Source organism: Lacrimispora sp. YZC11, assembly GCF_057543815.1.
On the sequence record NZ_BAAJYQ010000021.1, the window covers coordinates 210,815 to 237,742 of the forward strand.

Here is a 26,928-nt window from a genome sequence, read left to right on the forward strand (position 1 = left end):
TAACTGGAACGAACGTCATTTACCAGTTTCGGATTCTACACGGTTTTAAGAATATCTGGTCCGTTGTTTTCAAAAATGGCACAATGGCGCTGAAATCAACGGCACGATGGTCAAAAGCCAGACACATTGGTAGTACTTTCCTTATACCAATTGTCTTTTCTCCTTTATCGTCAATATAAACGCCTGGTTTCTCCTGAACTGCCCCTAGTCCGATAACAAAGACTTGAGGCGGAATGATCTCAAGCAAGCCAAAAGAGCCTTTCTGATCTTTATATAGAGAGCCTATATTTGAAACCGTAACCGTGCCGCTCAGTAAATTTCGTGCCGTTAGCCGTTTGTCCTCTGGAATTTTGTAATATTCCGATTTTTCCTTTCCCGTAAGCCCTTTTACGCGGTGAATGCTTATCTTCGCAGCGATTATCCTTCTCAAAACGCCCAACTGACATCGCTTAATGGCCGCGAGCGTATCGTCTTGTGCTGCACGGTAAAGCAGCTCGTCTATATTTGTATTTTGAATTTTTTCTCCCAGTTCCGATATCGCATCCGAGAGTTCATTTAAGGTTTTTGTTTGTGCTTTCAGAAGAACCGGAGTAATCATTCTTCCATCTGGGAGAAGCCAAGGGATACTGATGTTTATATCATCCTGTATTTTTAAACTTCCTTCCACCTTTTTGTGATGATAGGAAATAGCAGCATTAAGTTGCGGAGCTGATTTCAAGCCTTCTACAATGACACGAAGCATTATCGTGTTGAACGATATTTGGGGGCCCTCCTTCTTTCGTTCTTTGGTAAGTTCTTTATACTCATGATAAAACGTTGTAATATCTGGTTCGTACAAATAAGATACATGGGGAATATTTTGCCACGAGGTTGTCACCACGTGTGATACGACTCTCCTTTGCATATCAAACCTTTCAATCTTACTCATAAAATTGCCCCTTTCCATGGATCCTTCTGCTATAGTATTCCTTGCTTTCTTTCCCTGTTCTGCTATTTCCTCTTTTCTTCAAGTTCCTTTATTGAAACTGACCCATCATAGCTGTTCCTCCATGGCCGGATATGATGATCCCTATTATTTCAGCAATGTATTCAAGCGGATCACGCAAATGACGCCCAGCGGATATATTGCCCGGAATTAAACCCAACTCCCCTATCCCTTTAGACCGCTGGCAGACACGCCTTCATACGGAGCTTCAGAAACTCCTGGGCCATACTAGTCTAAACATGACCCACCACTACCTTAGAAGCCTCTCTTCCCAGGAAGAAACTGCAGCAAAAATAAGGGCAATCCTTGGTTGATTGCCCTCAAGCTTACCTTTTATTGTTAACCTCCGTCTTGCTCAGTCAAATTCAGGACCGGTATGCTTTTCAAACGTATACCGGTTGTTGGAGCCGATGAGACGCATATAGGCTTTGATAAAATCTTTCATGGATTCTTCAACCCTTTCGTTTAACTCCATGTACTGAATACCTGGCTCCTCCTCCAGTGCCCTTAGTAAACTGGTTTTCGCGTGGTTCATCAAGTCCGTGCAGACATTGATCTTGTTAATTCCGCAAGCAACCGCTCTGGTAATATTTTCTTCTCCGGCACCGCTTCCCCCGTGAAGTACCAACGGGACATTTATGGTTTTTCTTAATTCCTTTAACCGATCAAAATCCAGCTTTGGGATTCTGTCTTTTGGATAACTGCCGTGGGCGGTTCCGACCGCCACTGCAAGACAGTCACAGCCCGACCGCTCTACAAATTCTCTGGCCTGTGCCACATTTGTGTAATAATCCGTATTTTCCCCATCTGCGTCTGCAGCCACCCCCACATGACCAAGCTCTGCTTCCACTGAGATTCCTTTGGCATGAGCCAAGGAAACAACTGCACGAACACGGCGAATATTCTCTTCAAATTCATAGCTGGAGGCATCCACCATGACACTGGAATACCCGCATTGAATTGCCTTTGTGATATCCTCCATGTTTACACCGTGGTCAACATTCAGGGCGATGGGAACACCGGCAGACTCCGCCAGATTTTTTACCATGGGCGCGATGATGTAAGGATAAGCATGGGCCTTCATCTGCCTGGGTGAAACATTGAGAATTACGGCAGATTTTTCTTCCTCCGCACTTTCAATACAAGCCTTTACTTGTTCCATATTAACTACATTGATTGCCATGACAGCATAATTGTTATCATGGGCATGCTGCAGCATGTCTTTCATTGATACGTACATAAATTTCTCCTTATTTTGAAAGAAGGGTGCTGGAAGCACCCTTTCCGTTTATGATTGACCGTCAGTTTCCTTTTCTTTAACAGGTAAGGGTTTTTTCAGGACCGCATATAAGACACCTGTAATACAGCTTCCCAGCAGCCACAATCCTATGAAAAGCAGCGGATTGGAAGTCATGGCGATAACGAATGCCCCTCCATGCACAGCGGGAGACTCAAGCATGGTCACCATGCATAATCCGCCGGTAACCGCACCACCGATCATACAGGAAGCTATAACCCTGACCGGATCTTTCACCAGATAAGGAATAACCGCTTCCTCTATATAGCAGAAGGATAGTAGAAAAGCAGATTTCGCATTTTCCCTGTCAACATCATCAAATTTCTTTTTACCACCTAAAAAGGTGGCAAATGCAATACCTAACGGAGCCGTCATGCCTGAACACATTTTGGCTGATGTGGGTATGAAGAAACCATCAGCATTAAGGCCATTGGTAAACATAGCCGCGGTTTTTGAAATAGGTCCTCCCATATCAAAACACATCATGGCACCGATTACTGCACCCAATATAAATTTAGAACCGTTATTAAGGCTCATCAGCCAGTTTTGCAAACTCGTCATCCCCCAGCTAATCGGGCGGCCAAGGATATAATACATAATGAGCCCGCAAATCAGCGTTGCAAATACCGGAATGATCAGAATAGGCATAATTCCCTGCAGGTTTTTTGGAACCTTGATTTTTTTTATCGCAAGGACCACATATCCCGCCAGAATACCGCCTAGCAAACCACCCACAAAACCGGTGTTTATGGAATTGGCAAGGGCTCCCATGGCAAGACCGGGAGCGATCCCCGGCTTATCCGCCATGGCATAAGCGGTAAATGCGGCTACTGCTGGTACGGTAAATTGCCATAAGCTGGATCCAATCAGATAAATTACCTTTGCAAAAGAGTCAATGGTAGCCATATCTGCTCCAATATTGTAGCCTCCCATCATCTTTGCAATCGCCTGTAAAACGCCCCCTCCAACGATGACCGGAATCATATAAGAAATACCTGTCATAAAGGAATCCTTTATAAAAGCTCCGGTACTTTTCTTTTTCGCATTTTTTCTCTTGATCTCAGCCATAATTAACTCAATGCCTCCATTAATTCAGATACTATGCCTTCCGGATCCTTTACTGCTTCCTGTACAGCAACCGTCATGGTGGGAACATTATCAAAGCGTTCTATATTTTTGATTCTGATATCACTTGCAATAATGGCTGCATCTGCCCTTTTTAAATCCTCCTCCGTAATCTCATTTTCAAGTCCCTGTGCTCCCTGTGTTTCAACCTTTACCTCATGCCCCGCTTTTTTGAAAGCCTTCTCAAGGTTTGTCGCTGCCATGTAAGTGTGGGCAATTCCTACCGGACAAGCTGTGACGCATACAATGTACATAAATTATACCCCCTTCTCTTTTAAAACTTTTTTTATATCTTCAATGGATTCTGACTGCAGAAGACCTGCCCGGAATTCATCCTCCATTAAATTCTTAGCCAGTGTAGACAGCATTGTCAAATGAATGTTGTCCCCGTCATCCGGAGCTGCCAGCATGATAACAAGTTTTACTGGTTTATTATCGAAAGAACCCCAGTCGATCTCTTTTTTTAACTTGACCAAAGCGAATGCCGCTTCCTTAACCACGCTGCTTTTACAGTGCGGAATCGCAACGTGCATGCCAATCCCGGTAGAGAATTCCTTTTCTCTTTCAAAGACTCCCTGTGTATATGCGTCCTTATCCGCCACTTTGCCCGAATCATACATCAGAGATGCTATTTTTAAGATAGCCTCCTCCTTCGTATCCGCATCTAAATCAAATTGAACCAGCCTTTGGTCGACCATTTTACTTAAATCCATGCTATATCCTCCAGTGAGCTTAAATTATTTCGTATTCATGCATAAATCATAGCAAGGATAGGACTTATTAACAAATCAATTTTTTGCACCAGATTAGTGTAATTCTTATTCACGGCCTGACCTACCCCCTACTCCAACAGTGTTCACGTGGATATTTTATATATTTGTGGCCTTTTCATAAAAATAAGTGAAAACTTTAAATCTTACCTAACTATTCGGATAATATCCCGCACTATAATGGTGCAATTTAATAATTATTATTTTTATAGGAAAGCACTTATAATCGAATGAGCAACAGATAAAATAATAAAAAGGGAGATTGAACTATGGAAAATTTTGAATTTTATAATCCTACCAAAGTCATTTTCGGAAAAGGTGCCGAGACCCGTGTCGGTGCGGAAATCGCTTCCCGAGGTTTCAAAAAGGTGCTGGTCCATTTCGGCGGTACTTATTTAAGTGAAACCGGTGTCCTGGACCGGATCCATGAGAGCCTTAAAACTGCCGGAATTGAATATGTTGATTTCGGCGGTGTTGTTCCAAATCCAAGGCTCTCTCATGTAAAGGAAGGCGTCGCACTCTGCAAAAAGGAAAGCATTGATTTTATCCTGGGTGTAGGAGGCGGAAGCGCCATCGATTCCTCCAAGGCCATTGCATATGGTCTTGCAAATGAATTTGACCTTGAGGATCTGTTTGTGGGCAAAACTACAACAACCAGGATCGCGCCGGTGGGCTGTATCACAACCATTGCGGCAACAGGCTCAGAAACCAGCAATTCAACAGTTGTGACCATAGAAACAAAGGACCGGGGCATATTAAAGCGTTCTTACAATCATGACTGTGCAAGGCCCCTGTTTGCAGCCATGAATCCAGAGCTCACTTACACGCTGCCTGATTATCAGACGGCAAGCGGTGGTGCGGATATTATGATGCATACCATGGAACGCTATTTCACCCAGGCAAAGGATGTGGAATTATCTGACCGGGTATCGGAAGGGCTGCTTGTAACGGTAAGGGATACCGTGGGGAAGGCCTTGAAAAATCCGCAGGATTATGAAGCCCGAGCCAATCTTATGTGGGCAGGAAGCTTATCCCATAACGGTTTGACCGGTACCGGGCGTATCAATGATTTTCCGGTCCATAAGATCGGACATGAGCTGAGTGCCATGTTCGATGCCACTCACGGGGCAAGCCTTACCGCCACATGGGCCACATGGGCAAAATCCGTATACAAAAGCAATCCTGCCCGGTTTGCCCGGTTTGCCGTGAAAGTGTTTGGGGTAGAATTAAATTTTGACAATCCGGAAGAAACAGCCCTTGCCGGAATAGAGGCATGGGAACGCTGGTGTAAGTCCATTGGAATGCCCACGACCCTTACAGAGTTAGGCTGTGTGCCAACGGAGGCTCAGATTGAGGAAATGGCGGAAAAAGCGGCGTCTACAGGCGGAGGACGGATTGGGCTTTTTCATTCCCTTGATAAAAAAGATCTGGCGGACATATACAGAAGGGCGCTATAATAGAGTAATAACCGTAATCAAAAGAAAGCAGAAGAAGGGGTTTCGCTATGTTGTTGCCAAGAGAAAAAAGAGTAATCGAATTGCTATATAGAAGTAAAGGTGAATTAACAACAACAGAACTGGCAAATTCACTGAATATCAGCCAACGTACAGTCAAAACCGATGTAAAGAAAATAAAAGAAGAATTAAAATCTACAGGGTGCATGATACATGCAAAGGCTGGAAAAGGTCTGTGGCTTTCTTATGATGAAGACGGAAGAAAATTTTTAGACAATCTGCTGCTGAATCAGCGGAATCTGTCTTCTTTTATTCCCGAGGTACGAAAATATTATATTGCACTGCAGCTTCTTGACAGTGATGATTTCGTTTCAATGGAATCTATATCCCACTCCTTATACGTCAGTAAGGGGACTATTGTCAACGATATAAAAAAGCTGGAAATATTTCTTGAAAAGCAAGGCCTGGAGCTTGAGAAAAAAGTGAAATACGGGGTCAGGATTCACGGAGAAGAAAACCGATTAAGGATAGCAAAGGCAAATGTGATCCGCTCCATTATTGTGGCTCAGGGAAATGAAGCTTCCTTAAAGCTTCAGCCCTTTTTTGAGGGAATTGATTTAAAGAGCATTAATGAAATCCTGCAGCAGAGTGAAGAAAAATTTGGTTTTGTATTAACCGATACATCCTATTCCGAAATGCTGACCAACCTGTCAATTATTGTTAAAAGACTGTTCCGCAGGAAGACCTGTTTCATTGATGAGGAAAAGCTTCAGGAATACAGGGAAAAAGATGAATGGACGATCTGTGAATTCATGGCCAGGAAATTACTGGATACTTTCGGTGTTGAACTGTCAAATGGGGATATAACATATATTTACATGAATCTGACCGCCGCAAAATTATTAAGAGAGGCTTTGGTCTATTCACAGGAACCTTTGTGCCTGAGAGAGACCTCTCCTCAGACGCTTGATACATGGGAGCGGATCGTAGGGCAAGTCGGCGAGATGTATGAGGAGAATCTTCTCACCGATAGCATGTTTAAAAGTGCGCTTTTCGTTCATCTGAATGCCATGTTTAACCGTCTGAAAAATAAAATTCATATGGAAAATCCTTTAAAAAGCATGATAAAGGAAGAGCTTGCATATGAATTCGAGGTTGCGGCATACATGGCAGGGCTGCTATATGCAGAGTACAATATCGAATTAGGGGAGAATGAAATATGCGATATTGCACTTTATATCGGAGCCAGCCTTGAAAGAGAAAAAGCCCAACGCAAAATAGAGCAGCCCAGGGTGACCATTATATGCGGTACCGGAATGGGCACCTCCCAATTTGTGGTAGCAAAATTAAAATTATTTTTTCCTGACATGATCATTGATAAGATCATTCCGGTGTCAAGAACCGAAAAAATCTTAGACAGCCATGGACTAAATTTTGTTATTTCTACGGTACCGTTAAAATGTGAGGGCATTGAGGTCATCAATGTCTCTCCTTTGTTAAATGAAAATGACATAAGCAAAATCAAGGCCGCCATCAATCCCAGCCATATAAAAGCTGAAAAGGCGGCAAACGGCAGATATGCCAACCTGTTTCACCTAATGAATACCAGAATATCGATTCTGAAATGCGACTGCCGTTCAAAAGAAGAAGCTATCCGCCTTTTGGGAGGAAGGCTGTACCACGAGGGCTATGTTGATGAAGGTTTTATTGACTCCGTATTCGTAAGAGAAGACCTTGCACCCACATCTATCGGATATACTTTTGCAATCCCTCATGCTTATGAAGGGCATGTCAAAAAACAGGGGATTGGTCTGATGACATTAAAGCATCCGGTCATCTGGGATAACGAAGAAAAGGTCCAGATCATCCTGATGCTGTCCATAGATGTGAAATTAAAAGAATCCTTTAAGGTGATATTTAATGAGCTTGCCAATATTACAAAAGACATGATGGCAGTAGATCAGATATTGAACGCGGATAAATTCAGCGATATTTCAAAGATATTTAAATAAAATATATCATTTAGAATACATTCGAGGTAAAATTTATGGATGTTTTAAAGAAGCGATGGGGATATTTGGCGATAGCAGTTCTCATCCTGCTTTTTATGGGAATTGGATACGCATTTTCCTTATTTGTGGTACCGATTGAAAAGGATCTGGGCCTTACAAGAGCGGATACTTCCTTTGTATTCACTCTATGCTTTATATTCTTTGCGCTCGGATCCCTGATAACCGGTTTTTTAGTTCAAAAAATACCGCCAGCGGTCCTGCTAAGGACCGCGGCAGTTATGTTTGCCTTAGGCTTCTATACTTCCGCACAGGCAGACAGACTGTGGCAGTTATATCTTACATACAGCATATGCTGCGGCCTGTCCATTGGAATTTCATATAATATAATGATCAGTCTTCTGCCTCTATATTTTCATGATAAAATAGGCCTGGCTACCGGGGCACTCCTCATGGGATTTGCTATGAGCACAACTGTATTGGGCCCCATCTGCGGGATCGGCCTGTCGACCATAGGCTGGAAAGGCGTATTTGTAATCCTCGGAATCCTTGGAGGGATAGTCCTTCTCACCGGAAGTGTGGTAATCCATACACCGACTGATGATCAAATGAGCCATTTGCCTGAAGGAAACAAAAAAATAAACACTGTTACAGAGCTTCCTCCATCAGGAATATTAAAAACAAAATCATATTACGTATTCGTCATAATATATATTGCCATTGGTGGAGTCGGCATGGCCCTCATCAATCATGCGGCAATGACGCTTCAGGAGGACCTAAATCAAAGTCTCTCCCTAAGCACCCTGATCGTCAGTTTTGTATGCCTTTTCAATGGAATTGGGCGGATCTTCTGGGGAATTGCTTATGACCGGACGGGAGGTGCGACCGCTTTAAGGAAATTGGGAATTATATTAATTGTGGCAATGGCGGCAATTTTACTGTCATTATTATTAAAAAAGCCTTTGTTATTCACCGCTGGCACTGGTGCGGCCCTGTTCTGCTATGGTGGAAGCTCCAGCCTGGCTCCCATCATTGTGAGAGCGCTGTTCGGAGATAAGTATTTCTCTAAAAATTTTGCAGTTACAAATATAGGAACCATGATACTATCTAGTGTACCAGCTCTGATCGGCGCGTTGCAGACCAGATTCGGAAACTATACTCTGCCGTATTCTGTTCTTCTGCTTTTTGCAACATTGTCCCTTATCATGGCACATTTATACCGGCCGATTGTTGAAAAAGAACTGCATACAGTGTGTTGACGAAGTCAAGATTACCCTAAAAAAGCAGACAAGGTGGTTATACTCCTTGTCTGCTTTCATTTTATACATACGTCTCTCTTACTGAATGGTCATAATTTTGCTTAAATCACCGTCGCATAAGGCTTCAAGATTATTAAAGATTTTTTCCGCAGTCCAGTCCCACCACTTCAAATCAATAAGATAGTCAATCAGCTTATCATCAAATCTCTTTTTAATAATTTTACAGGGATTGCCTCCCGCAATGTGGTAAGCCGGCACATCTTTTGTTACAACAGAATTAGCCGCAATGATCGCACCATCACCAATATGAATTCCCGGCATAACGGTGACATTCTGTCCAATCCATACATCATTCCCTACAACGGTGTCGCCCTTCAGCGGCAAATCCTCCAGGGACGGAGTACACTTTTCCCACCCATGTCCCATGATGTTAAAGGGATAGGTCGTGACACTGTTCATTCTATGATTTGCTCCATTCATTATGAATTCAATCCCCTTAGCTATAGCACAAAACTTGCCGATGATAAGCTTATCACCTAAGAATTCATAATGGTGGGTGACATGTCTTTCGAAATCTTCAGCTCCATTTACATCATCATAGTAGCTATAGTCGCCTACAATAATATTAGGGCGGGTAATCACGTTTTTAATATAGCAAACACTTTTGATTTCTTCATTCGGGTATACGGCATTAGGATCAGGTCCATATTGCATGGTATTCCTCCCATCTCTTATAGAAAATACATACATCTTACTATAGTTTAACAGTTTTGTCCATCTCACTTACGAATAGAATAACTGGCAAACTGGCAAAAAGCTAAAAAATCTACAGCACGGGTAATTAATGAACGAATCATCATTGACACAAAGCAAAAACCCCAGAACCTTGATTTACAGGGTTTCTGAGGCTTTTATAAGAGAGGCGACAACCAGATTTGAACTGGAGTTCGCCTGAAAAACGTAGGAAAAAGGAGGGTTTGGCGTGCCGGGATGGGTTTGCGCAAGCAGGGGGCAAACAAAAAGATTCTCCTGCCAGAATCAAATATTCGTAAAATATATCTCTGATAAAGTACAACATGCAAGGAACTACACCGGGTAACTCTCTGATAGGTCCTCCAGAAAAATTTCCATGTCATGTTCGAGCTATCGCTTGTAGCGGTGATAATGATGTGGCTAGAAGCTAGTAGCCTCCCTTGGCATCGGATAAACCCTTTAAAAATCTCCCTCCTGCGATTAATTTTCGAACGAAATCTTGAGCTATTTTTAAAAATCACTATTAAATATAATCCCTATCATAATAAAAAATTCATGAAACTGATTGCTAAACAATTTTTATTATTAAAATTGATGTATCCATTGAATCCATCTTCAAATAGATGGCAAGCCATACTGATTTTCCTTCAGTTTCATCATAACGATGGTTTACATCTTGTACTTCAAAATCTACCGACAGTGCCACATCAAATTGGATTTTCATTTCGGGCAAATCATCAACCCAGACGTGTTCCACATGAACATTCTGAATCTCGAATTCTCCTGGTCTATGAATCCTATAATAATCAATATCCAAAGCATTCATATTTTCTTTTAGAAAATTCTCCGTTGCTCCCCAAAATTGATTATCAAATGCTTTTCCAACATATTCTGTAAATGAGTGGTTGTCAACCATATGCAATCCCCCGATCTTATACATTTTAACTTACTTTAGTCTTCATGAAATGTTTCTCTTCTCCGTAAGTCGTTTTATAGTTCCAATAAACCAATATTAATCTTTGTCTGTGAAAGGTAGCAGTCATACATTTTTGCAGCTGGCATTAATCTAATTTGAATATTTTCAAGACCAAGAGCCTCAAGCATAGGCATCCTCGCCGTTCCCTTTTTTACAATCTCACTTTTTTCTGTCGGCATCAGGAAACAATTCTTCACTGATGCAATATTGTGTGCCTTAATGAAATCTTTGTATGCAAGCTGATATAAATACTGCTTGGTCACATCCCCGACACCTGGATTTCCTTGTAATGACCGTCCTTTTTCCAATTGAATGTTATAGTACTTTGCATCAAAAATATAAAAATAATCTACACCATCAACATGAGAAATACTGATTAAATCTGGTATCAAAGTATCTCCTGCTGTCTCTGTTGTGTCCGTACCTTCCCATATTGGTTTTTCTATAATATCTATTAATGATTTCTTCTTTCCCTCTTGGTATTCGCTTGCAAGCGGAACTGACATCTTAAGCTGCCCAAGAAAAGTGTTTAATTTATTATCAAATACATCCGCACATACTTTTTCCCACACAGCATGATATGCAGTTGTTCCGAACATACTAATGCCATCATTCTCCTCAAGCATTTTTCTGTCTTGGGAAACATAGGTATAGAGGGTCTTCAAGAGAATCTGCCTGTGGGTAATAAACTGTATATTTAATTCCTTGTGAATACGTTCAAGAACATAATCTCTATCACCGAAGTCCATCAATGACTCCTCTGATAATTCGATAGCGTTCAAATCAAATAACGTGTCTAACTGTGCATCTTGCAGTTGATTCGAGCATTCAGTAATAACACATTCATGTAACCGCTTGAAGTAGTCCATATCATCATCTAATGTTTTGCCAGTATAGAGTTCTATGTAATACGGGCGATTATTTTCCAACAGAGCAAAACTTTCATCGATGGTTTTACCCCACAGAATTTCTCCTTCTCCATTGACTTCTACAATATCTTCACTATTTGTGTAAATGCCGTATTCGTAATAATCGTTCAATAGGAATAGAATCACCGCTAATATATTAAAACTACGATTCTCTCCATCTCCATTAAATACATTGATTATCTGTTTTTCAGAATAGCTATACCGCTCTAGCACCTTAACCACCTGCTTCATTTCTCCAAGTGGTTCATCCTTATTGGATAGCAGATACTTCGGATACACTTTAATGATTCTGCTACCACATGAGATGATACCCACATAAGTAAACACATACAGACAGTCACCACTTTCTGCTGCTTCATCTGTAATTTCGATGTCTTCATCCATTAAATCGGACATTTCCATCTGCTCTGTGTTATTACTTACACTTTTTAGAACGCCATAGGCTTTCAGGCTCTTTATGAATTTTTCGACACCTGCCTCATCAAAGGAAAATAGAATCTTTAAATCGTTCTTCGTATAGCGTTTCTGCTCTCTTACATACTTAGAAACTATTCTCATTAATCATCATTCCTTTGTTTGTCATAATATGTTTCTCTGAAGCCTACACCGAAGATACCTATTCCTATTTTATCAAATGACTCACACACGGATGAATATTTACTATTGTCGCACCCCTCAAAGAATCTGTGCTTGCCCTGTTTTACAGCATCCTCATATAAGTACATAATTACCTTACTCTTTAAGGCATCAATGAACTTGTCCTGATCAGTAATCATTCCATTTTCATCTGATGCAATTACCTTCTTTGACAGGAAGAATGGACCCATCAGTTTGTCTTCATTTATCTTGAAATCTGCAGAGGATAATTTGGCATTGATGGCTTTCCTCAGAACATTCCATTCTATCTCTTTCTCTGAGCCTTCGAGTGCAATCTTTCCAATTCCGGCAATTTCTTCCTCGTTCTTATTGATTCCAAGATACTCAAAGTTCCATCTTCTCTTGAATGCCGTATCCATAGGAAATACTCCTTGGTCCGCACTGTTCATAGTAGCCCATATGAACATATTGTTTGGTATCCTGATTCTCTTATAGTTTTCGGCTGTGCCACCAAGTTCTGATGCAAGATATCTTCTTATGTCCTCAGATACCTGAATTTCATATTCACTCACGCCATCTGCATCCCTGTCAAGCAACTGGAACACATCTCCAAACACCGCTGCCACCTTTGCTCTGTTAATCTCTTCAATCAAAAGAAGGTGAGGCTGTGGTTCTTCGGTTCTTCCGCTCTTCAATGCCTCCACATATACTCTCATGAATGGTCCTGGTACAAAATCATATCGGATGCTTCTTCCGTCTGCATCCATAACAGGCTTATACGTACCAACAAACTGTGAATAAGAATAATCTGGATGAAAAGTTACTCTTTCATAAGAACCTGCAGTCTCTGCCATCAGGTATTCACAATCGCTTTTTAATCCGTAACTCTTACCAGTTCCAGGTGCTCCGAATACGATACGATTTCTTTCATATTTAGTTTGAATTTTTGTATTAAATATTAAATCCATATCTTCTTCCACCTCTGCTATATCTTCATCTTTCTGATAAGTGCCTCGCAATAAATCCGCTACTACAGACTTGTAATCATTAAGTGCCCATATTGACATTGCTGTCTTAAGGGAATTATGAAAGTCTGACGAGAGAACACTTCTGCTGATATTTTTCTTAAGCCATATTACTTTTCTGGTATTCTTGTAATCATCACTTTGATTCGGATTTTCATTTTCATCATAATAATAATCGGACTCAATCCGTCCAATGTGGAATACGGAGTTTTCTGCAAAGATGATATAATCTCCAACTTTTATATCATTCAGGAATCTCCAAATCTGGCCTATATCCTGCCCTCTGCCTATTCCGGTTTTATCCATGTGTTCATCGTATAAGACACCAAGCGCATCTCTGCTATCTACACTTGCAATATCACCTAGACATGACCACCCAATACAGACATGAGGATTCTCTTCTGACAGGGCATCATTTTTTTCTTTTATGTGAATGCCGAACAACCCGTGATTGTATACTTCCTCACAATCCTCTTGGGAGACTATAGTCTGAAGGTATTCCATGTACTTTTTTACAGCACTTCTCTGTGTATTATTTTTCTTTTCAGAATTATCAAGCACTTCTATCGTAGCTTGAACATCACCAATGCTTGTAGTATAGAAAACGCTCTTATTCGGCACACTTGAAAGAGGAGTATTTGCAACATTACTTACATACTGGTCAATTGATGTGCTGCTATATGGATTACCCGCATCAGAGTCACCTCCTGGCTTAACCTGCAATCCCATCCAGTAACGAAATAATCGCTTATTACGCTCTTCTAAATTTTCCTCATCTATTTCAATATTGTCCTCAAACAAATAAGGTCTATTATCAAAAAAATTGAGGTAGTCGGATAACCCCTCCTTTTTGATGGCCGCTATGTATATCCCAAGTCGATTTTTAATGCGTTCAAATCTGCGTTTTGGGACATAATCATTAGGGATAATTATCTGGTTGCCTTTTCCATTTCTCACACCGTCTTTTGTCCCGGAAATTTTTTCTATAATTGTTTCATTGCATTCCAAGCTAAAAACACAGTCATCAAACTTATCCACCTGATCATTTACACCAAAGCAAAAATACTTTAAGCCATTTCTCAATGCATATTTCCAAGCCACACTTCTTTCATATGCACCACTATCTCTTGTATCAAAAAAATTCTTTGTATTATCCTGCTTATGTACAAGCGGATAAACAAAAATCACAATCTTTTCTCCAGAAACAAGCGTCAATACAAAGCCTCTATTTTTAGTATCCTCAATATATTCCTTTTTATCATCTTGAATACCCAAATATCCATCTAAAGTATCAACAGCTTGCTGAGTAGTATATGCCATCCCAATACCTCCTCATTATTCTCCATCGTGTTTTCGCAAAACATCATATACTGCTTTAGCACAACAATTTGCAAACTTTGGTGGAACTGCGTTACCAATCATCTTGTAAAGTTCCATATTACTGCCATTAAAAATGTAATCATCCGGAAACGTCTGGAGTCTAGCCGCTTCTCTTACTGTTAGGGTCCTCTGTTGCGTTGAGTCTGGATGAATATGCCTTAGTCCATCCTTATATAGATGTGCAGGAATAAGGTTACTTGGTGCATCCCATCTAATCACATGGTATTTATGCACATTAGATGTTTTTCCCGTTACATCTGTATAGAGTTGTTTCAGAGCATCGGTAGAAGTATACTCACACTTTCCTGACTCAATGTCCTCAGTTAACAATTTGAATATTCCAACATCTCTATCACTTTGCCACCTGGCAATATGATTTGCCACTTCTGGTTCTGGTAATGAATGTCGAGTACGAGTACCATTAATTCTTATATCATCTGCTACAGGATACAATTTAGGTAAATCTCCAATGGCTTCAAACACAGTTTTTTTCTTCTGTTTGTACTTAGGAAGTTCTTCTGTATAAAACTGGTTAACAATTTTCTCTGCATTCTCTCCAAAATACTCTTTTCTTACTCCAAAAATTATTATTCTTTTTCTGTTTTGAGGAACTCCATATTCCGTAAAATCAATAACTGCTTTACTTAAATTTTCTAATAAGCAGTATCCCGCTTTATCAAAACTTTCTTGAATAATTTCTATGATATTACGGTCACCCGGCTTTGCACTTAATATCCCAGGCACATTTTCAAATACAAACACCTTGGGTTTATATCTCTCCAATACATTAATATAGCTTTCAAAAAGATAATTTCTATAATCATCTTTCATACCATTTTGGTCTCTTACTCGCCCCGCGATAGAATATGCCTGACAAGGAGGACCACCTATAATTACATCAATGCCACCCGCCTCATTTATAAGTTTATCAAGACCTACTGAGTCCCCGTAATCTGGGTCATCATTCCATCCTGAAAACAATTCTTCCGTTCTCTGTATATCAAAGCGAAGTACTCTCTGATCAGCATCCTGATACTTCCATTTTTCCCTTAATCTTTTTTCAAGATTTCTGCATGGTGCTCTTTCCCACTCGACTGCTGCAATGGTATCATAGTGACCAAACTGTTCAAAACCATCCATCAATCCTCCACATCCTGCAAACAAATCTATGGACTTAATTTTCTTATTTTTCATTGTTTCCATTCTCCTGAATTATTTCTAATACAGCTTTTCCCAATGCCTGTCCAAGAAGAGGTGGTACTGCATTTCCAACCTGTCTACTCTGCTGTGTCTTAGTTCCAGTAAACACAAAATCATCTGGGAAAGATTGAAGTCTTGCACTTTCTCGTACTGTAGGCACTCTATTATATTGATAATGGAAGTGATTTCTATGTCCTGTATCAATAGTATTTGATGGCTTATTTCCATCATATCTAGTCCAGGCCACATGAAACTTTCTACTTTCACCCCAACCTTCTGGGAGGTCTTTATAATTACCGCCTTCTGGAACAAGTGCAATCGTATCCTTTACCATCTGCGTATGGTTTGTTCCCAGATGGTTATGAAGTACTTTACAATTCCCTCGCATTAGCTTCTGATACTCAGTTAATGGTTTCTTAATATATTTTGCTTCTTCTGCTCCCAAATCAGCCTCTAAAGACGGTAAATCACTCAATGCATCCCTACATGTTCGATAATTATCTGCTGTGAATTGTGCATCTGGAAATTTTGGCTTGCCTAAATCTTTTCTAATCCCCATGAAAATAAGTCTTTTTCGCATCTGTGGTACACCATAATCAGCTGCACACAAAATCCTACATTCAATGTTATATCCCATTTTTCTGAAACGGCGTAGGATTTCGTCTTTAATCTGTCCTTCATATAACGTTGCCATCCCAGGAACATTCTCGATAACAAATGCTTTTGGCTGATACTGCTTTACCATTTCAATAACTGCCAAATATAATTTGTTTCTTTTGTCATCGAAATTACGTGGCCCAGTAAGGGAAAATCCCTGACAAGGCGGACCTGCAATGATTACATCAATTTCTCTACCTTTTGCGATTTTCTTTATCTCGTCAATTGTCTCCTGTTGTGATAAATCAGCATTCACAGCAACAGCACCATTATGATTCTTTGCAAATGTACTTAATGCTGCCTGGTCATTATCAACTCCAACAATAATGTTAAACCCGGCATCCATAAATCCTTTTGAAAGTCCACCACACCCGGCAAATAAATCTATTGCGTTCATCTTATCAATCTCCTTTAGTCTTCTTTTGTGAACTCACAAATATCTGAAATGTCACAATCAAGCTTGTTGCAAATTTTCATAAGGACTTCCATACTTACCTGTTTATTTTTACTAAGCTTCGCTAATGTGTTTGTTCCAATGCCCGTCAAAGTTCTTAAGTCACTCTTATTGGACATTCCTTTATCTATCATTAATTTCCACAATTTGTTATAATTCACTTCCATTTCCAACCTCCTTTGCATTTTACTCAACGTATACCATTATAAAGGGAGAAACAAATTTTATCAACGGAGAAATAAAATATTTCTCAATCTATATATTTTCCTGATTTTGTATGATATAATTTGTATATCCTATTCAATTGGAGGTATACTATGGCAATTTCGGTAGACAATTTAGACTCGCTTGTAATGTCGAATGTATCGGCAAGCGATGAAATAGTAATAATTAGTGGTTATTTCTCTATTGATATATTAGAAAATATTGCAAAAAGAGGAATTCCAACAACATATTATTATGGCATGTATTTAAAAAATAGCATAAGCGCCATTAACTATGCTGCTTTCAAACGATTGGAAGCAACATACTCGAACCTCACTATAAATATTCCAATAACATATCATGTACATACGAAATGCTATCTGTTTAGAAATAGTGGTGCTATTATCAATGCACTTGTAGGTTCTGCTAACTGCTCAAGTTCTGCACTATCAGCAACACCAAATAGCGAATTACTGATGCCTGTTGATACTTTATCTGACAGAGCCTTTCTAGGCAGTTATGCAAACGATATCGCTAGTGCATCTGTACACTTTGATAATCCAATAATTCTTCCAACAACAAATTCTAAGGCTCTATCCGTATCAAGTGCCAGATCAAAAGCTGCTCCAAAAAGTTGGGATAAATACACCGGAAATCCTTTTTCTGCAATAATTCCGCTTTACTACATGAAAAAAGGAAAACCAGTTGTTCATGATGTCGATGGTCTTAATTGGGGAAATGGACCTCATGCTTCAAAAGCTCCTGAGATGGAATCCGTTATTCCAATCAGAAAATTTCAAATTCAAAATTATCCTTCCCTAATTCCGTTTAATGGTTCTGTAGGTTCTGGAACTGGCGGAAAAATCACAAGAATGCAAAGCCCTATAGATGTCACATGGGACGATGGCACCTTGATGCGTATGGTTTTCCAACAAGGTGGACCCGAGGTTCCATCAGCAAGCAAACGATCACCAGGAGCCCCATATAGAGTATATCCAAAAGCCTTAACAGCTGACTCAGGCGGTGTAGAACTAGGGGTATATCTAAGAAAGCGACTCGGGCTTCCAAGCACCGCAACTGTTACATATAAAGACTTAAGAAAATATGGCAGAGATTATGTCACTTTGACGCTAACCAATGCTGGTAACTATGAACTTGATTTTGATAACCGGTAAACACAATTGTGGGATAATGCATTATCTGAATGCATTATCTGAATGCGTTATCCCATATTCTCTTTTCCATACATATATGCCAATACCTGTCTAATATCCATTTCACATTCTCACCCTACCCAAATATCTATAGCGTCGCCACAACCCCTAAAATAACAGTTCTGTCAACACAACCTACCGAAAAACAATCCTATCAACACAACCCTATACCACTTCCAAGCATAGTTAATAAATAAAAGAAAAGAGATTCCCGGCATCCGGCAATCAGCCGTCCGATACCAGAAATCCCTCATATAAGCCGTTTCTCGGCACTTTATTTGTCTACCCGCGACATCAACACCACACTCTCAACGGTATTACCAAAGGCCCACAAAGCTCCAGATAGCTATATTAACATAACCGCAGCCTTTGGTCATAGGTCCTATCTATTTTCTTTTTCAAAAAATAAATCTCTTTTACAAATATGTCTATGATATTCAACCATAGGGACATTGATTAACACACAGCCACTTTATTCTATAAGACCCATCTTGCAAAATTTTCTTTTATGGAGGACACTATAGTTTCCCAAACACAACAGCCGCATGTTTTTTCAATTCAATTAATTACCCGTTCAGATTTTGCCCTATACTGTTCACTCTGGAATAATCCATATTTTAGTCCCATTAAAAATCCTCTCTTTCCGTAAAAGTATTCTTTTTTGTCCATGTCCAAAATTTGTGAAAAGCACCCTATCAGACATAATTTTTATGCTGAATCCAATATCCAATAAGGTGCACCTTTTAACCATTCTGTAATCTACATTCGTTTCCGGGAAATTTCTCCGAGCTATGTTCTTAAAAATCCAACCAAAACTACTTTATACTGAGCAAGCCCCACTTACTCCGCAATACGGACAATTCTCAACCTCATAACTAAGGAATATCTTTCTGCAAGCATCACAGATTGTCATTTCACCCGTGGCGTACTGTTCATCCAAGTACGTCTCCGGATGCTGCCAATCAACTGCTTCAAATACAATTTCAGCTATATCAGCCTGATTATTACACATATTCAGAAAATCTTCTCTGTTGTAATTGGAATTGGACATTTCCGGAACATAACATGGTTTTGGGGCTCATTTTTAAATGCATAGGGATTCTTAAATATCCAGCCCTGCCGGTAATATGACCTTTTAAATTCCTGCAGTATTCCGTCACCGTTTACAATACAAATACCAATAACTTCATTCCCCTTTTGAGAGCTATCTTTGCAATTACATTTTGACTGATCCACTGCATCAATAAATTGTTCCCAGGCCGGGAAAGCAAGCACCTTGTTTTTGCAGCGGAGCATAATGTCCTCTCCACCCTTTACTTCCGTCTATCTGAAGTGCATGATTAGGGTCGAATGTGGCCATTATATAACCAATATTGTCATAAAATACCACCCTTTGATTATTTTTCAGCAGATGTATATAATTGCAGAAATACAAATGAAATTAAAACTCATGTAATAAATAACCAAAGATAACTGCCGCGTAATTGGTTTCATGTATCACTTTCTTGCCTGAAAACCACGTTGATACTGCTCCGGCCACGGATATTCCACATCCAGATCACGAACTGTATGCAACACCCAGTAAGGATCACGCAGAACCAGATCCGCCCGTTCTCCGCCCAGGATTTCCTCCACCTGATGGGGGTCTGTAATCAGACCAACGGCAACCGTAGGCAACCCAGTCTTCTGTTTCAACCACTCGGCAATTTTCACCTGATAACCTGGATAGATTTTTGGCGGCGGTGTTGACACGACTCCTCCTTTACTCACGTCTAGCATGTCAATATAGGGCTTCACAAGTTCAATAATTTCGGACATTTCTTCCATATGCATACCATCGGGTTCATAATCTTCAGCAGATACACGCAATAAAACCGGCTTTTCATCTGGCCAGACCTCATGTACCGCCTTCAGTATTTCAATTAGTATACGACTTCTGTTTTTCGTTGATACACCGTAACCGTCTGTACGATGGTTGGTCAATGGCGACAGGAACTCGCTGATCAGATAGCCATGGGCACCATGAATTTCAATCGCATCAAAACCGATTTCAGATGCCCGGGCAGCAGAGCTGCGGAATGCATTAACCGTACGCTTCCGTCATCTCATGGGGCATGGGAGAATCCTGATTAAATGGAATGGTGCTAGGAGCGTAATTGCTTTTTCCTGGGCTCCACATTTGCGGCTAGCATGATTAAGCTGAATTGCTATTTTTGCTCCCTGTTTCTGACACGCGGTAACAATTGGCGTAAGCTCCTTGGTAAAGTCCCAGGCAATGGTCAGAGATACGACCCCACGGTAAGACACCGGTAGCTTCCATATTGAACTACCACAACAGAATCATATTGCTCGATATAGAGTCTTTCACAAGTCCAAGCATTCTAGTAAATTTAATGAATTCTAACACAAATATGATATAGATTAACTGTTCTGCCAGAACGACTATGAATTGTTTTTAATATCCGTAATTCAGAATACCCATATTCATCATCAATGCTTGTGACCGATGAGAGTATCGGTGCAGGGTAGCTGTAATTCGATACATGGACAGAATACTTTTCCCAAAACGAGGCAAAGTCTGCGACTTTGACATATGACAAGCATACGTTGAATTTATTCCCCGCACCGTCATAAGTAAACACCTTGTCTAGATGTGTATTTATATAGGTTGTGTTCACGTAATCAAGATTCATAGCCTCAACTACGGTAAAAGGCAATCCATCTTTGGAAACAAAAATATCTATTTCGCCAGCGTCTTTTCCAGTAGAAGAACTTCCACGTCTGGTCTGGTCTTTCACATTATAACCTATAGCCCAAAGTATATCGCCAATATAATCATTACGCTGATCTTCGCTCGAATCTGAATAATGTTTTCTTGCCTGTAAATTTAGACAAGCCCTGACTAAATTCTTAATGAAAACATCTTGTGAATCAAAATCTTTAGTAAAATCCAAAGAAAGGGGTCTATCACCATTTTTCAGCATAATAACGAAGATGTTGTTGTCATAAATGCGGATATTTCCATATTCAACTTCAACATCAAAAGATAGAAGGTTTAGAGCAGTTCTAAGAGGTTCCTTAATACTATGAATTATCGAGGGGCTTACCCCTTCAACTGCATAATTATCTATAAGCTTCGTCACACCCATTACAACATAACAAAACTCCTCAGAATTGTTAAGTGCTCGAAGCAAATATAAAGCTAGTTCATAAGGCTTTAGTTCCATGCCTACACCGACTAAGTTTTTAGAAGAGGTTGTACTTAACAGCGTAATGATTGTATTTTTATCGATTATCATTCTGTAGGCTCCTTAATGGAATTTTATTTACACCAGTTAACTTCATTATTTTGCCCAGAGTAATTTTTTGGGGAATTGGGTCAACGCCATTTTCAACCCATAACTCACAGTCTTTATCAAAATCTAACAAATCTATTTCAGTATCATAGTAAAGAATTACTTGTTCAAAATCAGATGGTCTGGCAATAATATATATATCATACCCTAACTTGCAAACTCTGAAAATAGTGTTGCCAATGAATTGAATATTTTCTTTGTCAAACTTATAGTCATCATGACTATATAAATAATCAATAATATTATTCTTTGCACGATCCAGAATGGTTTTGACATAGTCAAATAGCTCAGCACTTTGTATAGAACGATGAATTTGAGCAGAACCAAAGACATTTTTCGACAAAGCTTTAAGAAGCTCTTCCTCTGTAGTAATACCCCATTGTGCAAGTAGTTCTTTAGATATCTCGATTTTTTCAAAAGTTTCTTCTTTTGAGTTAAGCGTAGAAAGTATACTTTCTAACTGACTCACGCCGGAAACGCCATACCTTGATAGAATGTCATTATATTCTTCAACAATACGCATGTTTTCAGCAATATCTTCATCATTATATAACCAATTCAAATTGGCACACAGTTTACTAAAAGCAGTTTCTATATGCTTGGCTAATCGGTTTTCGCTTATATAAAGATAAAAATTTCTAAATGTTGTTTTTTCTTCTACAGTAGTGCCTAAATTGTTTTTATGTGCTTCAATATAATCCGTTATCCTACCAGAGATATGTTCATTTGTTATAGTCCTGCTTCTTGGCATTTTGTAATTAATATCTTTTAGAAGAAGGGTTTCTTTTATATCATGTCCAGTTATCTTACATACCTCTTTTATAACATCATCAATTTCGCCTGAATCCAAGTTTAACTCAGAAACCTTTTTGAAATCTCCATTTTGATTAGGTAGTAAAGGAAAACGGTCGAAAATAGATTGCATATCAAACTTTATTATATAATCTGTAAATCTTACTAACCATTCAATACAATTCGAAGTATCTTCAAAACTATAAATATCCGTGAACACTAAAATCGAACCGCATTTACTCATATCAATACATACTTTTTCAACCCAAAAATTTAACGCTAAATCAAAGAGCTCATTTGAAAAGTTACTCACTTTATAAGTTGCCAACGAAACTTCACGATAGATATCTTTTAGTAAACCTAAAAATGTATTTTGCCTCTCTAGCTCTTTACATTTTAAGCAAATAATGTCTTTATAAAAATTTTCAAGATTTATAGGTGCTAATTTTAATATCTTTTGAATATCTGTAACCATATCCTCAAATTTATATTTATTCATAAACATACGATATGATATGGCTTTAAAAGCATTATCAATTAGTTTAGATTTTAAATCTATGCCTAATATTAATGCCACATCCTTATATTTTTCTTCAATACCACAATCAAGACTTAATGAACTAACCGTGCAGAAATCTCCTTTTTGATTAGGAATAATTTGTGGCTCTGTATTTAACTTTTTTGCAAACCCATACTCTTTTGAATAAATCAAATCATAAAATTGAGTCAACCACACTACAACTTCATCATTAATATTTTCACTTAGAGCTTTTAGGTTTTTAAAGGATTCTACTCTCTTAATTAAGTCTTCCACACTGTAATTTCTACACTCTTCCCACAATGAATTATACCAACACTCTAATTCAGCTTGGATTGTGATCATATCAGGGATTAGGCTGCTCGATAAGCTCCAAAGCGTATTTCTAATAGTGGAATCTGAATGGTTGGGGATTAAAAGACAGGGCTCACCCCAGTCATCTCTAAGTGCTGTTCTTGTTCCATCATGAGTATCAATTAGTTTAATTTCATTTATATTTGACTTAAGTTTATCTGTGATGTTATTACTCATCCAAACTTCGCTAAGCCACTCTTTAATAGGAGGTTCTAATATTTTTGTTATATTATAAATTCCTTTATAATTTTCGGATAAAAAATGGTTTAATAATATACTATATAACTCTACAGCCTTAATCATAATAGCTTTATTTTCTTTGATATCTTTGTTTCCTGTTCGACCGTTTACTTCGTCAATGTCATGTTCATCATGCGTTAAATATACCCCATCCCGTGGTTCAGTTGGGTTAAATGAAGCACTATTTATAACTACTGGAAAAGAAAAATCATTTGTCCCTAAAAGCGGAAAGTCACAAAACAGCTTGGGTAATTCTGTATTAACTAGTTTAATAAATTTTTCATGTCCATTACGCCCAATCTCAACCGCAAGAGCTAAATCTAACCCATCAGAATCAGCTAGAGTTAATATGTATCGTTGTTCAGACTTTCCATTTGTGTTTACATTAATACATATTACTTTTGCATTAGCAAGGTGAGAGGAGTTTATTGTTTCGACTCGCTTTATCGTTCTTTGATACTCACCATTAATCAAATTAGCAGAAATTTTGATTGAATTTATTTCAGGTACAAAAGTAAATACATATGGTGAGGAAACAATAAGATTATTAAGACCTTTTTTAGCTGTATTTATACCTTTATGGTCTAAGTGATATGTAAAACAAGTATTATAGTCTTTTTCATTTATTGAGTAAATCGCTTCCACTGAATTCTTATCAAGTTGATTACAGCTATCTTCGATTGATCTTATAATTGCAGATTGTTCATCACTGGAGCGATCAATATCAATATTGAATGAGTAGGGTTTATCTTCCTCATCTTGCAAATAACCCGATACATTAACTTTTTTTGATAATAAATGGGTTGTTAAAAAACCTGTACCAAATTTCCCTGTCGTTTTTTTGACATTACAATCAACTTTACCACGTTCTTTTGTGGAAACTTGTTCAATCAGAAAAATAATATTTTTAGTTGAAAAAAGTTTACCATTATGCTTGAATTTAAGAAACTTATCTTTTTCATCAAACTCTATTAAGATGTCAACTGTTTCGCTAGAGTTAGCAACATCTTTTGCATTCTGAATAAGCTCCCATATCCAACGATAAGAAGTAGTGTTATTATTTTTAGACTCTATATCTTTCAGCATATCAATAATTTTGTTAGCGGCTTGCGTCTCTTGAGCTTTGCTGCGCAACGCTTCTATTTTTTCTGAAAAATTCATTGTTTATCCTCCAAGCTTAATATTGTGTATTATATATAATTAACTTCACATTATTGCTATAATATGTAACAATGTAACATACATAAATGCTGAATACATCTCTGTGCATTAAAGAATATCTTTATTCTTTTGGGTATCGCTACAATACACCCAAACATAACGACACCCAATATATAGCCGCGTGATCAAAGACCTGAATCCGGCTTAGAATTATTTCTAATTTTTTGCTATTATTTTAATAATATATAGTCTATTAAAAAGATCATTCTGCGATTATATTGTATATATTATAGTTCCATATAGCAAATAAGGCAATTAAATTCATGCAAATTATAGAAATATTCACAGTACTATGCTGAAATCTATTGAAAAGTATCAGACTTTACACTCAAAAAAAAATCATTTATATCGACCTTTTTGCTCTTAATATTGACTTTTAAGTTCTACATTGATTAATAATTGCGGCTACGCCTACCATGAGATAAGAAACAATCTGTTTAAAATCGCAAGAAATTTACAAAACAAGCAGTTATTGAGTAAAGATTTTTTACTGATTACCTACGTTTTTTCTAGCGAACTTTTATTTTTTCTAATAAAAAACAGATTGTGCATCTTCAAGCATAGTGCTAAGATAATTCCACCGGCACGCATAATCATCATGAATATAAAATCAAAAGAAAAGCAGTTAAAAAGAGTTTGTGATTTATCAAAAATCAAAACCAGACTTGATGACGGACGAAAGTATTTTATCATCTAAAGAAAGCCCATAAGCAGCAGTACTTATGAGGGTTTAATAGACAAGCTGTATGATCAATTCTTCGGCGCTACCGCATCCACCATGGAAACTTATTTTGAAACCTGGATAGAATGGAGAGAAAAGGAGACAAGCGTAAGTAGAAAGACAATTAAAGAAAACCGCTTTATGTGGAATTCTTTATTGAGAAATGAGGATATCACATTAATCCCCCTAAAGGAGTTGACAGCAAAGGATCTGATTATCTATTTTAGGAACATTACAAAAGGCCGTCAGATCACAAGAAAACGCTTTAATGACCTAAAAAGCATTATGAATGGCATTCTGTACCTTGCAGTGGAAAATGATATTATAGAACGAAATTGTCTTCGAGACATCAACAATAAACAGTTCAGCTATAAAGCAGAAAATACCAAAATCACCCCGTACACTGAGGATGAACGTCTGCTAATCATAAATCATTTGGGAGATGATTTTTACTCACTGGCTATAAAGCTAGATTTCTACTTAATACTGCGTATAGGTGAATTAAAGGTATTAAGATGGGATGATATTTCTGGAGATTTTCTACATATTCAACGCTTTGTAGATGATAAAAATGAGATCATTGAAGATATAAAAGGTCATGCAAGCGAGGGGAAACGTTACATGCCATTGACACCGAAGGCTAAAGAAATTCTGGCACGTATCCAGACTTTAAATCCAAACAGCGAATATATCTTCATCCGTGATGGCCAACCTCTGGCAACCGTAACCTTTAACCGCCGCTTAAAGAAATGCTGTGAGGAACTCGGCATAGAATACCGTTCCTCCCACAAGCTCCGCTTTTCCACCGCCTCAATCATGTACAAGAACGGAATGGAGGATACCGAACTCCAGAAGCTCCTGGGCCACACCAGCCTCAACATGACCCACCACTACCTCCGCAACATCACTTCCCAGGAGGAAACAGCATCAAAAATGAGGGCAATCCTGGATTGACGGACCTCAAATGTACCAAAAATACCCACGCAAACAAGCGCAAACACCAAATACACAAAGTAAAAACCCCAGAAACCCTTATTCAATCAGGTTTCTGAGGCTTTCATAAGAGAGGCGACAACCAGATTTGAACTGGTGATCAGGGTGTTGCAGACCCACGCCTTACCACTTGGCTATGTCGCCATAATTATAAAACTGAACATACTAACTCCAGTGACCCCAACGAGATTCGAACTCGTGTTACCGCCGTGAAAGGGCGATGTCTTAACCGCTTGACCATGGGGCCGGACTTACATTTCGTTCTCCTCATAGTCCTCGCTTGAGTATCACGAACTCCCCGAGTAGGACTTGAACCTACGACCCAACGGTTAACAGCCGTTTGCTCTACCGACTGAGCTATCGAGGATTACTGAGGCATATACCCTCAAAACCACACATTGTTATATATCTATTTTCATCCGTTC

The 26,928-nt window shown here is 38.8% G+C and carries 21 protein-coding genes, 3 tRNA genes and 1 pseudogene; 6 read left to right on the top strand and 19 right to left on the bottom strand.

Annotation, left to right across the window (positions count from 1 at the left end; genetic code table 11):
- Positions 1-19 precede the first annotated feature (19 nt).
- The gene (locus AC27IJ_RS26095; RefSeq protein WP_487151475.1) at positions 20-928 is read right to left on the bottom strand and encodes a 2-oxo acid dehydrogenase subunit E2; all 909 of its coding nucleotides are present in this window, start codon (positions 926-928) and stop codon (positions 20-22) included.
- A gap of 121 nt (positions 929-1,049) precedes the next feature.
- Between AC27IJ_RS26095 and AC27IJ_RS26100 the strand changes: the two genes are divergently transcribed.
- Positions 1,050-1,139, top strand: coding sequence for an AraC family transcriptional regulator (locus tag AC27IJ_RS26100; protein ID WP_487151477.1), 90 nt, complete (start codon positions 1,050-1,052; stop codon positions 1,137-1,139).
- 201 nt (positions 1,140-1,340) lie between these two features.
- Here AC27IJ_RS26100 and AC27IJ_RS26105 read toward each other — a convergent pair whose 3' ends face one another.
- The 4 genes from AC27IJ_RS26105 to AC27IJ_RS26120 are packed head-to-tail and all read right to left on the bottom strand — an operon-like array spanning position 1,341 to position 4,120.
- Positions 1,341-2,225, bottom strand: coding sequence for a class II fructose-bisphosphate aldolase (locus tag AC27IJ_RS26105; protein ID WP_487151479.1), 885 nt, complete (start codon positions 2,223-2,225; stop codon positions 1,341-1,343).
- A 48-nt stretch (positions 2,226-2,273) separates the two neighbouring features.
- Positions 2,274-3,350 (bottom strand): PTS fructose transporter subunit IIC, encoded by a 1,077-nt coding sequence (locus tag AC27IJ_RS26110; RefSeq protein ID WP_312443713.1) that lies wholly within the window; start codon positions 3,348-3,350, stop codon positions 2,274-2,276.
- Positions 3,351-3,352: 2 nt separating this feature from the next.
- Positions 3,353-3,661 (bottom strand): PTS fructose transporter subunit IIB, encoded by a 309-nt coding sequence (locus AC27IJ_RS26115; RefSeq protein WP_312443711.1) that lies wholly within the window; start codon positions 3,659-3,661, stop codon positions 3,353-3,355.
- Between the two features lie 3 nt (positions 3,662-3,664).
- Entirely contained in the window at positions 3,665-4,120 is a 456-nt protein-coding gene (locus tag AC27IJ_RS26120) for a PTS sugar transporter subunit IIA (protein WP_487151482.1), read from the bottom strand.
- Positions 4,121-4,446: 326 nt separating this feature from the next.
- Between AC27IJ_RS26120 and AC27IJ_RS26125 the strand changes: the two genes are divergently transcribed.
- From AC27IJ_RS26125 to AC27IJ_RS26135, 3 genes are read left to right on the top strand one after another with little or no spacing between them, the layout of a single operon-like run.
- The gene (locus AC27IJ_RS26125; protein ID WP_487151484.1) at positions 4,447-5,634 is read left to right on the top strand and encodes an iron-containing alcohol dehydrogenase; all 1,188 of its coding nucleotides are present in this window, start codon (positions 4,447-4,449) and stop codon (positions 5,632-5,634) included.
- A 47-nt stretch (positions 5,635-5,681) separates the two neighbouring features.
- The gene (locus AC27IJ_RS26130; protein ID WP_487151486.1) at positions 5,682-7,643 is read left to right on the top strand and encodes a BglG family transcription antiterminator; all 1,962 of its coding nucleotides are present in this window, start codon (positions 5,682-5,684) and stop codon (positions 7,641-7,643) included.
- Positions 7,644-7,678: 35 nt separating this feature from the next.
- A complete protein-coding gene (locus AC27IJ_RS26135; protein ID WP_487151488.1) occupies positions 7,679-8,899 on the top strand; it encodes an MFS transporter in 1,221 nt (406 codons plus the stop codon).
- 78 nt (positions 8,900-8,977) lie between these two features.
- Here the strand turns inward: AC27IJ_RS26135 and AC27IJ_RS26140 are convergent, their stop codons facing one another.
- The 7 genes from AC27IJ_RS26140 to AC27IJ_RS26170 all read right to left on the bottom strand — a co-directional run bounded on the left by AC27IJ_RS26140 (position 8,978) and on the right by AC27IJ_RS26170 (position 17,037).
- A complete protein-coding gene (locus tag AC27IJ_RS26140; RefSeq protein ID WP_487151490.1) occupies positions 8,978-9,613 on the bottom strand; it encodes a Vat family streptogramin A O-acetyltransferase in 636 nt (211 codons plus the stop codon).
- 607 nt (positions 9,614-10,220) lie between these two features.
- On the bottom strand, positions 10,221-10,568 hold the full coding sequence (locus tag AC27IJ_RS26145) for a hypothetical protein (RefSeq protein WP_487151492.1): 348 nt from the start codon (positions 10,566-10,568) through the stop codon (positions 10,221-10,223).
- A gap of 74 nt (positions 10,569-10,642) precedes the next feature.
- On the bottom strand, positions 10,643-12,115 hold the full coding sequence (locus tag AC27IJ_RS26150) for an LlaJI family restriction endonuclease (RefSeq protein WP_487151494.1): 1,473 nt from the start codon (positions 12,113-12,115) through the stop codon (positions 10,643-10,645).
- Positions 12,115-14,499 (bottom strand): McrB family protein, encoded by a 2,385-nt coding sequence (locus AC27IJ_RS26155; protein WP_487151496.1) that lies wholly within the window; start codon positions 14,497-14,499, stop codon positions 12,115-12,117. The genes AC27IJ_RS26150 and AC27IJ_RS26155 overlap by 1 nt, the downstream gene beginning before the upstream one ends.
- Before the next feature lie 15 nt (positions 14,500-14,514).
- Positions 14,515-15,753: a DNA cytosine methyltransferase gene (locus AC27IJ_RS26160; protein WP_487151497.1), complete on the bottom strand. Its 1,239-nt coding sequence runs from the start codon at positions 15,751-15,753 to the stop codon at positions 14,515-14,517.
- On the bottom strand, positions 15,743-16,813 hold the full coding sequence (locus tag AC27IJ_RS26165; protein ID WP_487151498.1) for a DNA cytosine methyltransferase: 1,071 nt from the start codon (positions 16,811-16,813) through the stop codon (positions 15,743-15,745). Before AC27IJ_RS26165 ends, AC27IJ_RS26160 begins: the two co-directional genes overlap by 11 nt.
- Positions 16,814-16,827: 14 nt before the next feature.
- The gene (locus AC27IJ_RS26170; RefSeq protein ID WP_487151499.1) at positions 16,828-17,037 is read right to left on the bottom strand and encodes a helix-turn-helix domain-containing protein; all 210 of its coding nucleotides are present in this window, start codon (positions 17,035-17,037) and stop codon (positions 16,828-16,830) included.
- Positions 17,038-17,187: 150 nt separating this feature from the next.
- Between AC27IJ_RS26170 and AC27IJ_RS26175 the strand changes: the two genes are divergently transcribed.
- The gene (locus AC27IJ_RS26175; RefSeq protein ID WP_487151500.1) at positions 17,188-18,249 is read left to right on the top strand and encodes a restriction endonuclease PLD domain-containing protein; all 1,062 of its coding nucleotides are present in this window, start codon (positions 17,188-17,190) and stop codon (positions 18,247-18,249) included.
- 1,053 nt (positions 18,250-19,302) lie between these two features.
- Here the strand turns inward: AC27IJ_RS26175 and AC27IJ_RS26180 are convergent.
- The 4 genes and pseudogenes from AC27IJ_RS26180 to AC27IJ_RS26195 all read right to left on the bottom strand — a co-directional run bounded on the left by AC27IJ_RS26180 (position 19,303) and on the right by AC27IJ_RS26195 (position 24,729).
- Entirely contained in the window at positions 19,303-19,584 is a 282-nt protein-coding gene (locus tag AC27IJ_RS26180) for a hypothetical protein (RefSeq protein ID WP_487151502.1), read from the bottom strand.
- Between the two features lie 201 nt (positions 19,585-19,785).
- A pseudogene (locus AC27IJ_RS26185) lies at positions 19,786-20,370 on the bottom strand (oxidoreductase); the annotation flags it as partial.
- A gap of 308 nt (positions 20,371-20,678) precedes the next feature.
- Positions 20,679-21,587: a hypothetical protein gene (locus tag AC27IJ_RS26190; protein WP_487151504.1), complete on the bottom strand. Its 909-nt coding sequence runs from the start codon at positions 21,585-21,587 to the stop codon at positions 20,679-20,681.
- The gene (locus tag AC27IJ_RS26195; RefSeq protein WP_487151506.1) at positions 21,574-24,729 is read right to left on the bottom strand and encodes a sacsin N-terminal ATP-binding-like domain-containing protein; all 3,156 of its coding nucleotides are present in this window, start codon (positions 24,727-24,729) and stop codon (positions 21,574-21,576) included. The genes AC27IJ_RS26190 and AC27IJ_RS26195 overlap by 14 nt, the downstream gene beginning before the upstream one ends.
- A gap of 922 nt (positions 24,730-25,651) precedes the next feature.
- Between AC27IJ_RS26195 and AC27IJ_RS26200 the strand changes: the two genes are divergently transcribed.
- The gene (locus AC27IJ_RS26200) at positions 25,652-26,464 is read left to right on the top strand and encodes a tyrosine-type recombinase/integrase (protein WP_487151508.1); all 813 of its coding nucleotides are present in this window, start codon (positions 25,652-25,654) and stop codon (positions 26,462-26,464) included.
- Between the two features lie 112 nt (positions 26,465-26,576).
- On the opposite strand, the gene AC27IJ_RS26205 is transcribed toward AC27IJ_RS26200, so the two are convergent.
- From AC27IJ_RS26205 to AC27IJ_RS26215, 3 genes are all read right to left on the bottom strand, one after another.
- Positions 26,577-26,647: transfer RNA gene (locus AC27IJ_RS26205), tRNA-Cys, on the bottom strand.
- A 31-nt stretch (positions 26,648-26,678) separates the two neighbouring features.
- Positions 26,679-26,750: transfer RNA gene (locus tag AC27IJ_RS26210), tRNA-Glu, on the bottom strand.
- A 47-nt stretch (positions 26,751-26,797) separates the two neighbouring features.
- Positions 26,798-26,870: transfer RNA gene (locus AC27IJ_RS26215), tRNA-Asn, on the bottom strand.
- Between the last annotated feature and the right edge of the window lie 58 nt (positions 26,871-26,928).

Coding starts and splice junctions, on each gene's coding strand:
- AC27IJ_RS26195 (WP_487151506.1), bottom strand. CDS start 24,729: ATGAATTTTTCAGAAAAAATAGAAGCGTTGCGCAGCAAAGCTCAAGAG.
- AC27IJ_RS26095 (WP_487151475.1), bottom strand. CDS start 928: ATGAGTAAGATTGAAAGGTTTGATATGCAAAGGAGAGTCGTATCACAC.
- AC27IJ_RS26165 (WP_487151498.1), bottom strand. CDS start 16,813: ATGAACGCAATAGATTTATTTGCCGGGTGTGGTGGACTTTCAAAAGGA.
- AC27IJ_RS26145 (WP_487151492.1), bottom strand. CDS start 10,568: ATGGTTGACAACCACTCATTTACAGAATATGTTGGAAAAGCATTTGAT.
- AC27IJ_RS26155 (WP_487151496.1), bottom strand. CDS start 14,499: ATGGCATATACTACTCAGCAAGCTGTTGATACTTTAGATGGATATTTG.
- AC27IJ_RS26140 (WP_487151490.1), bottom strand. CDS start 9,613: ATGCAATATGGACCTGATCCTAATGCCGTATACCCGAATGAAGAAATC.
- AC27IJ_RS26125 (WP_487151484.1), top strand. CDS start 4,447: ATGGAAAATTTTGAATTTTATAATCCTACCAAAGTCATTTTCGGAAAA.
- AC27IJ_RS26170 (WP_487151499.1), bottom strand. CDS start 17,037: ATGGAAGTGAATTATAACAAATTGTGGAAATTAATGATAGATAAAGGA.
- AC27IJ_RS26175 (WP_487151500.1), top strand. CDS start 17,188: ATGGCAATTTCGGTAGACAATTTAGACTCGCTTGTAATGTCGAATGTA.
- AC27IJ_RS26130 (WP_487151486.1), top strand. CDS start 5,682: ATGTTGTTGCCAAGAGAAAAAAGAGTAATCGAATTGCTATATAGAAGT.
- AC27IJ_RS26115 (WP_312443711.1), bottom strand. CDS start 3,661: ATGTACATTGTATGCGTCACAGCTTGTCCGGTAGGAATTGCCCACACT.
- AC27IJ_RS26135 (WP_487151488.1), top strand. CDS start 7,679: ATGGATGTTTTAAAGAAGCGATGGGGATATTTGGCGATAGCAGTTCTC.
- AC27IJ_RS26120 (WP_487151482.1), bottom strand. CDS start 4,120: ATGGATTTAAGTAAAATGGTCGACCAAAGGCTGGTTCAATTTGATTTA.
- AC27IJ_RS26180 (WP_487151502.1), bottom strand. CDS start 19,584: ATGCTCCGCTGCAAAAACAAGGTGCTTGCTTTCCCGGCCTGGGAACAA.
- AC27IJ_RS26160 (WP_487151497.1), bottom strand. CDS start 15,753: ATGAAAAATAAGAAAATTAAGTCCATAGATTTGTTTGCAGGATGTGGA.
- AC27IJ_RS26105 (WP_487151479.1), bottom strand. CDS start 2,225: ATGTACGTATCAATGAAAGACATGCTGCAGCATGCCCATGATAACAAT.
- AC27IJ_RS26150 (WP_487151494.1), bottom strand. CDS start 12,115: ATGAGAATAGTTTCTAAGTATGTAAGAGAGCAGAAACGCTATACGAAG.
- AC27IJ_RS26190 (WP_487151504.1), bottom strand. CDS start 21,587: ATGATAATCGATAAAAATACAATCATTACGCTGTTAAGTACAACCTCT.
- AC27IJ_RS26110 (WP_312443713.1), bottom strand. CDS start 3,350: ATGGCTGAGATCAAGAGAAAAAATGCGAAAAAGAAAAGTACCGGAGCT.
- AC27IJ_RS26100 (WP_487151477.1), top strand. CDS start 1,050: ATGGCCGGATATGATGATCCCTATTATTTCAGCAATGTATTCAAGCGG.
- AC27IJ_RS26200 (WP_487151508.1), top strand. CDS start 25,652: ATGTGGAATTCTTTATTGAGAAATGAGGATATCACATTAATCCCCCTA.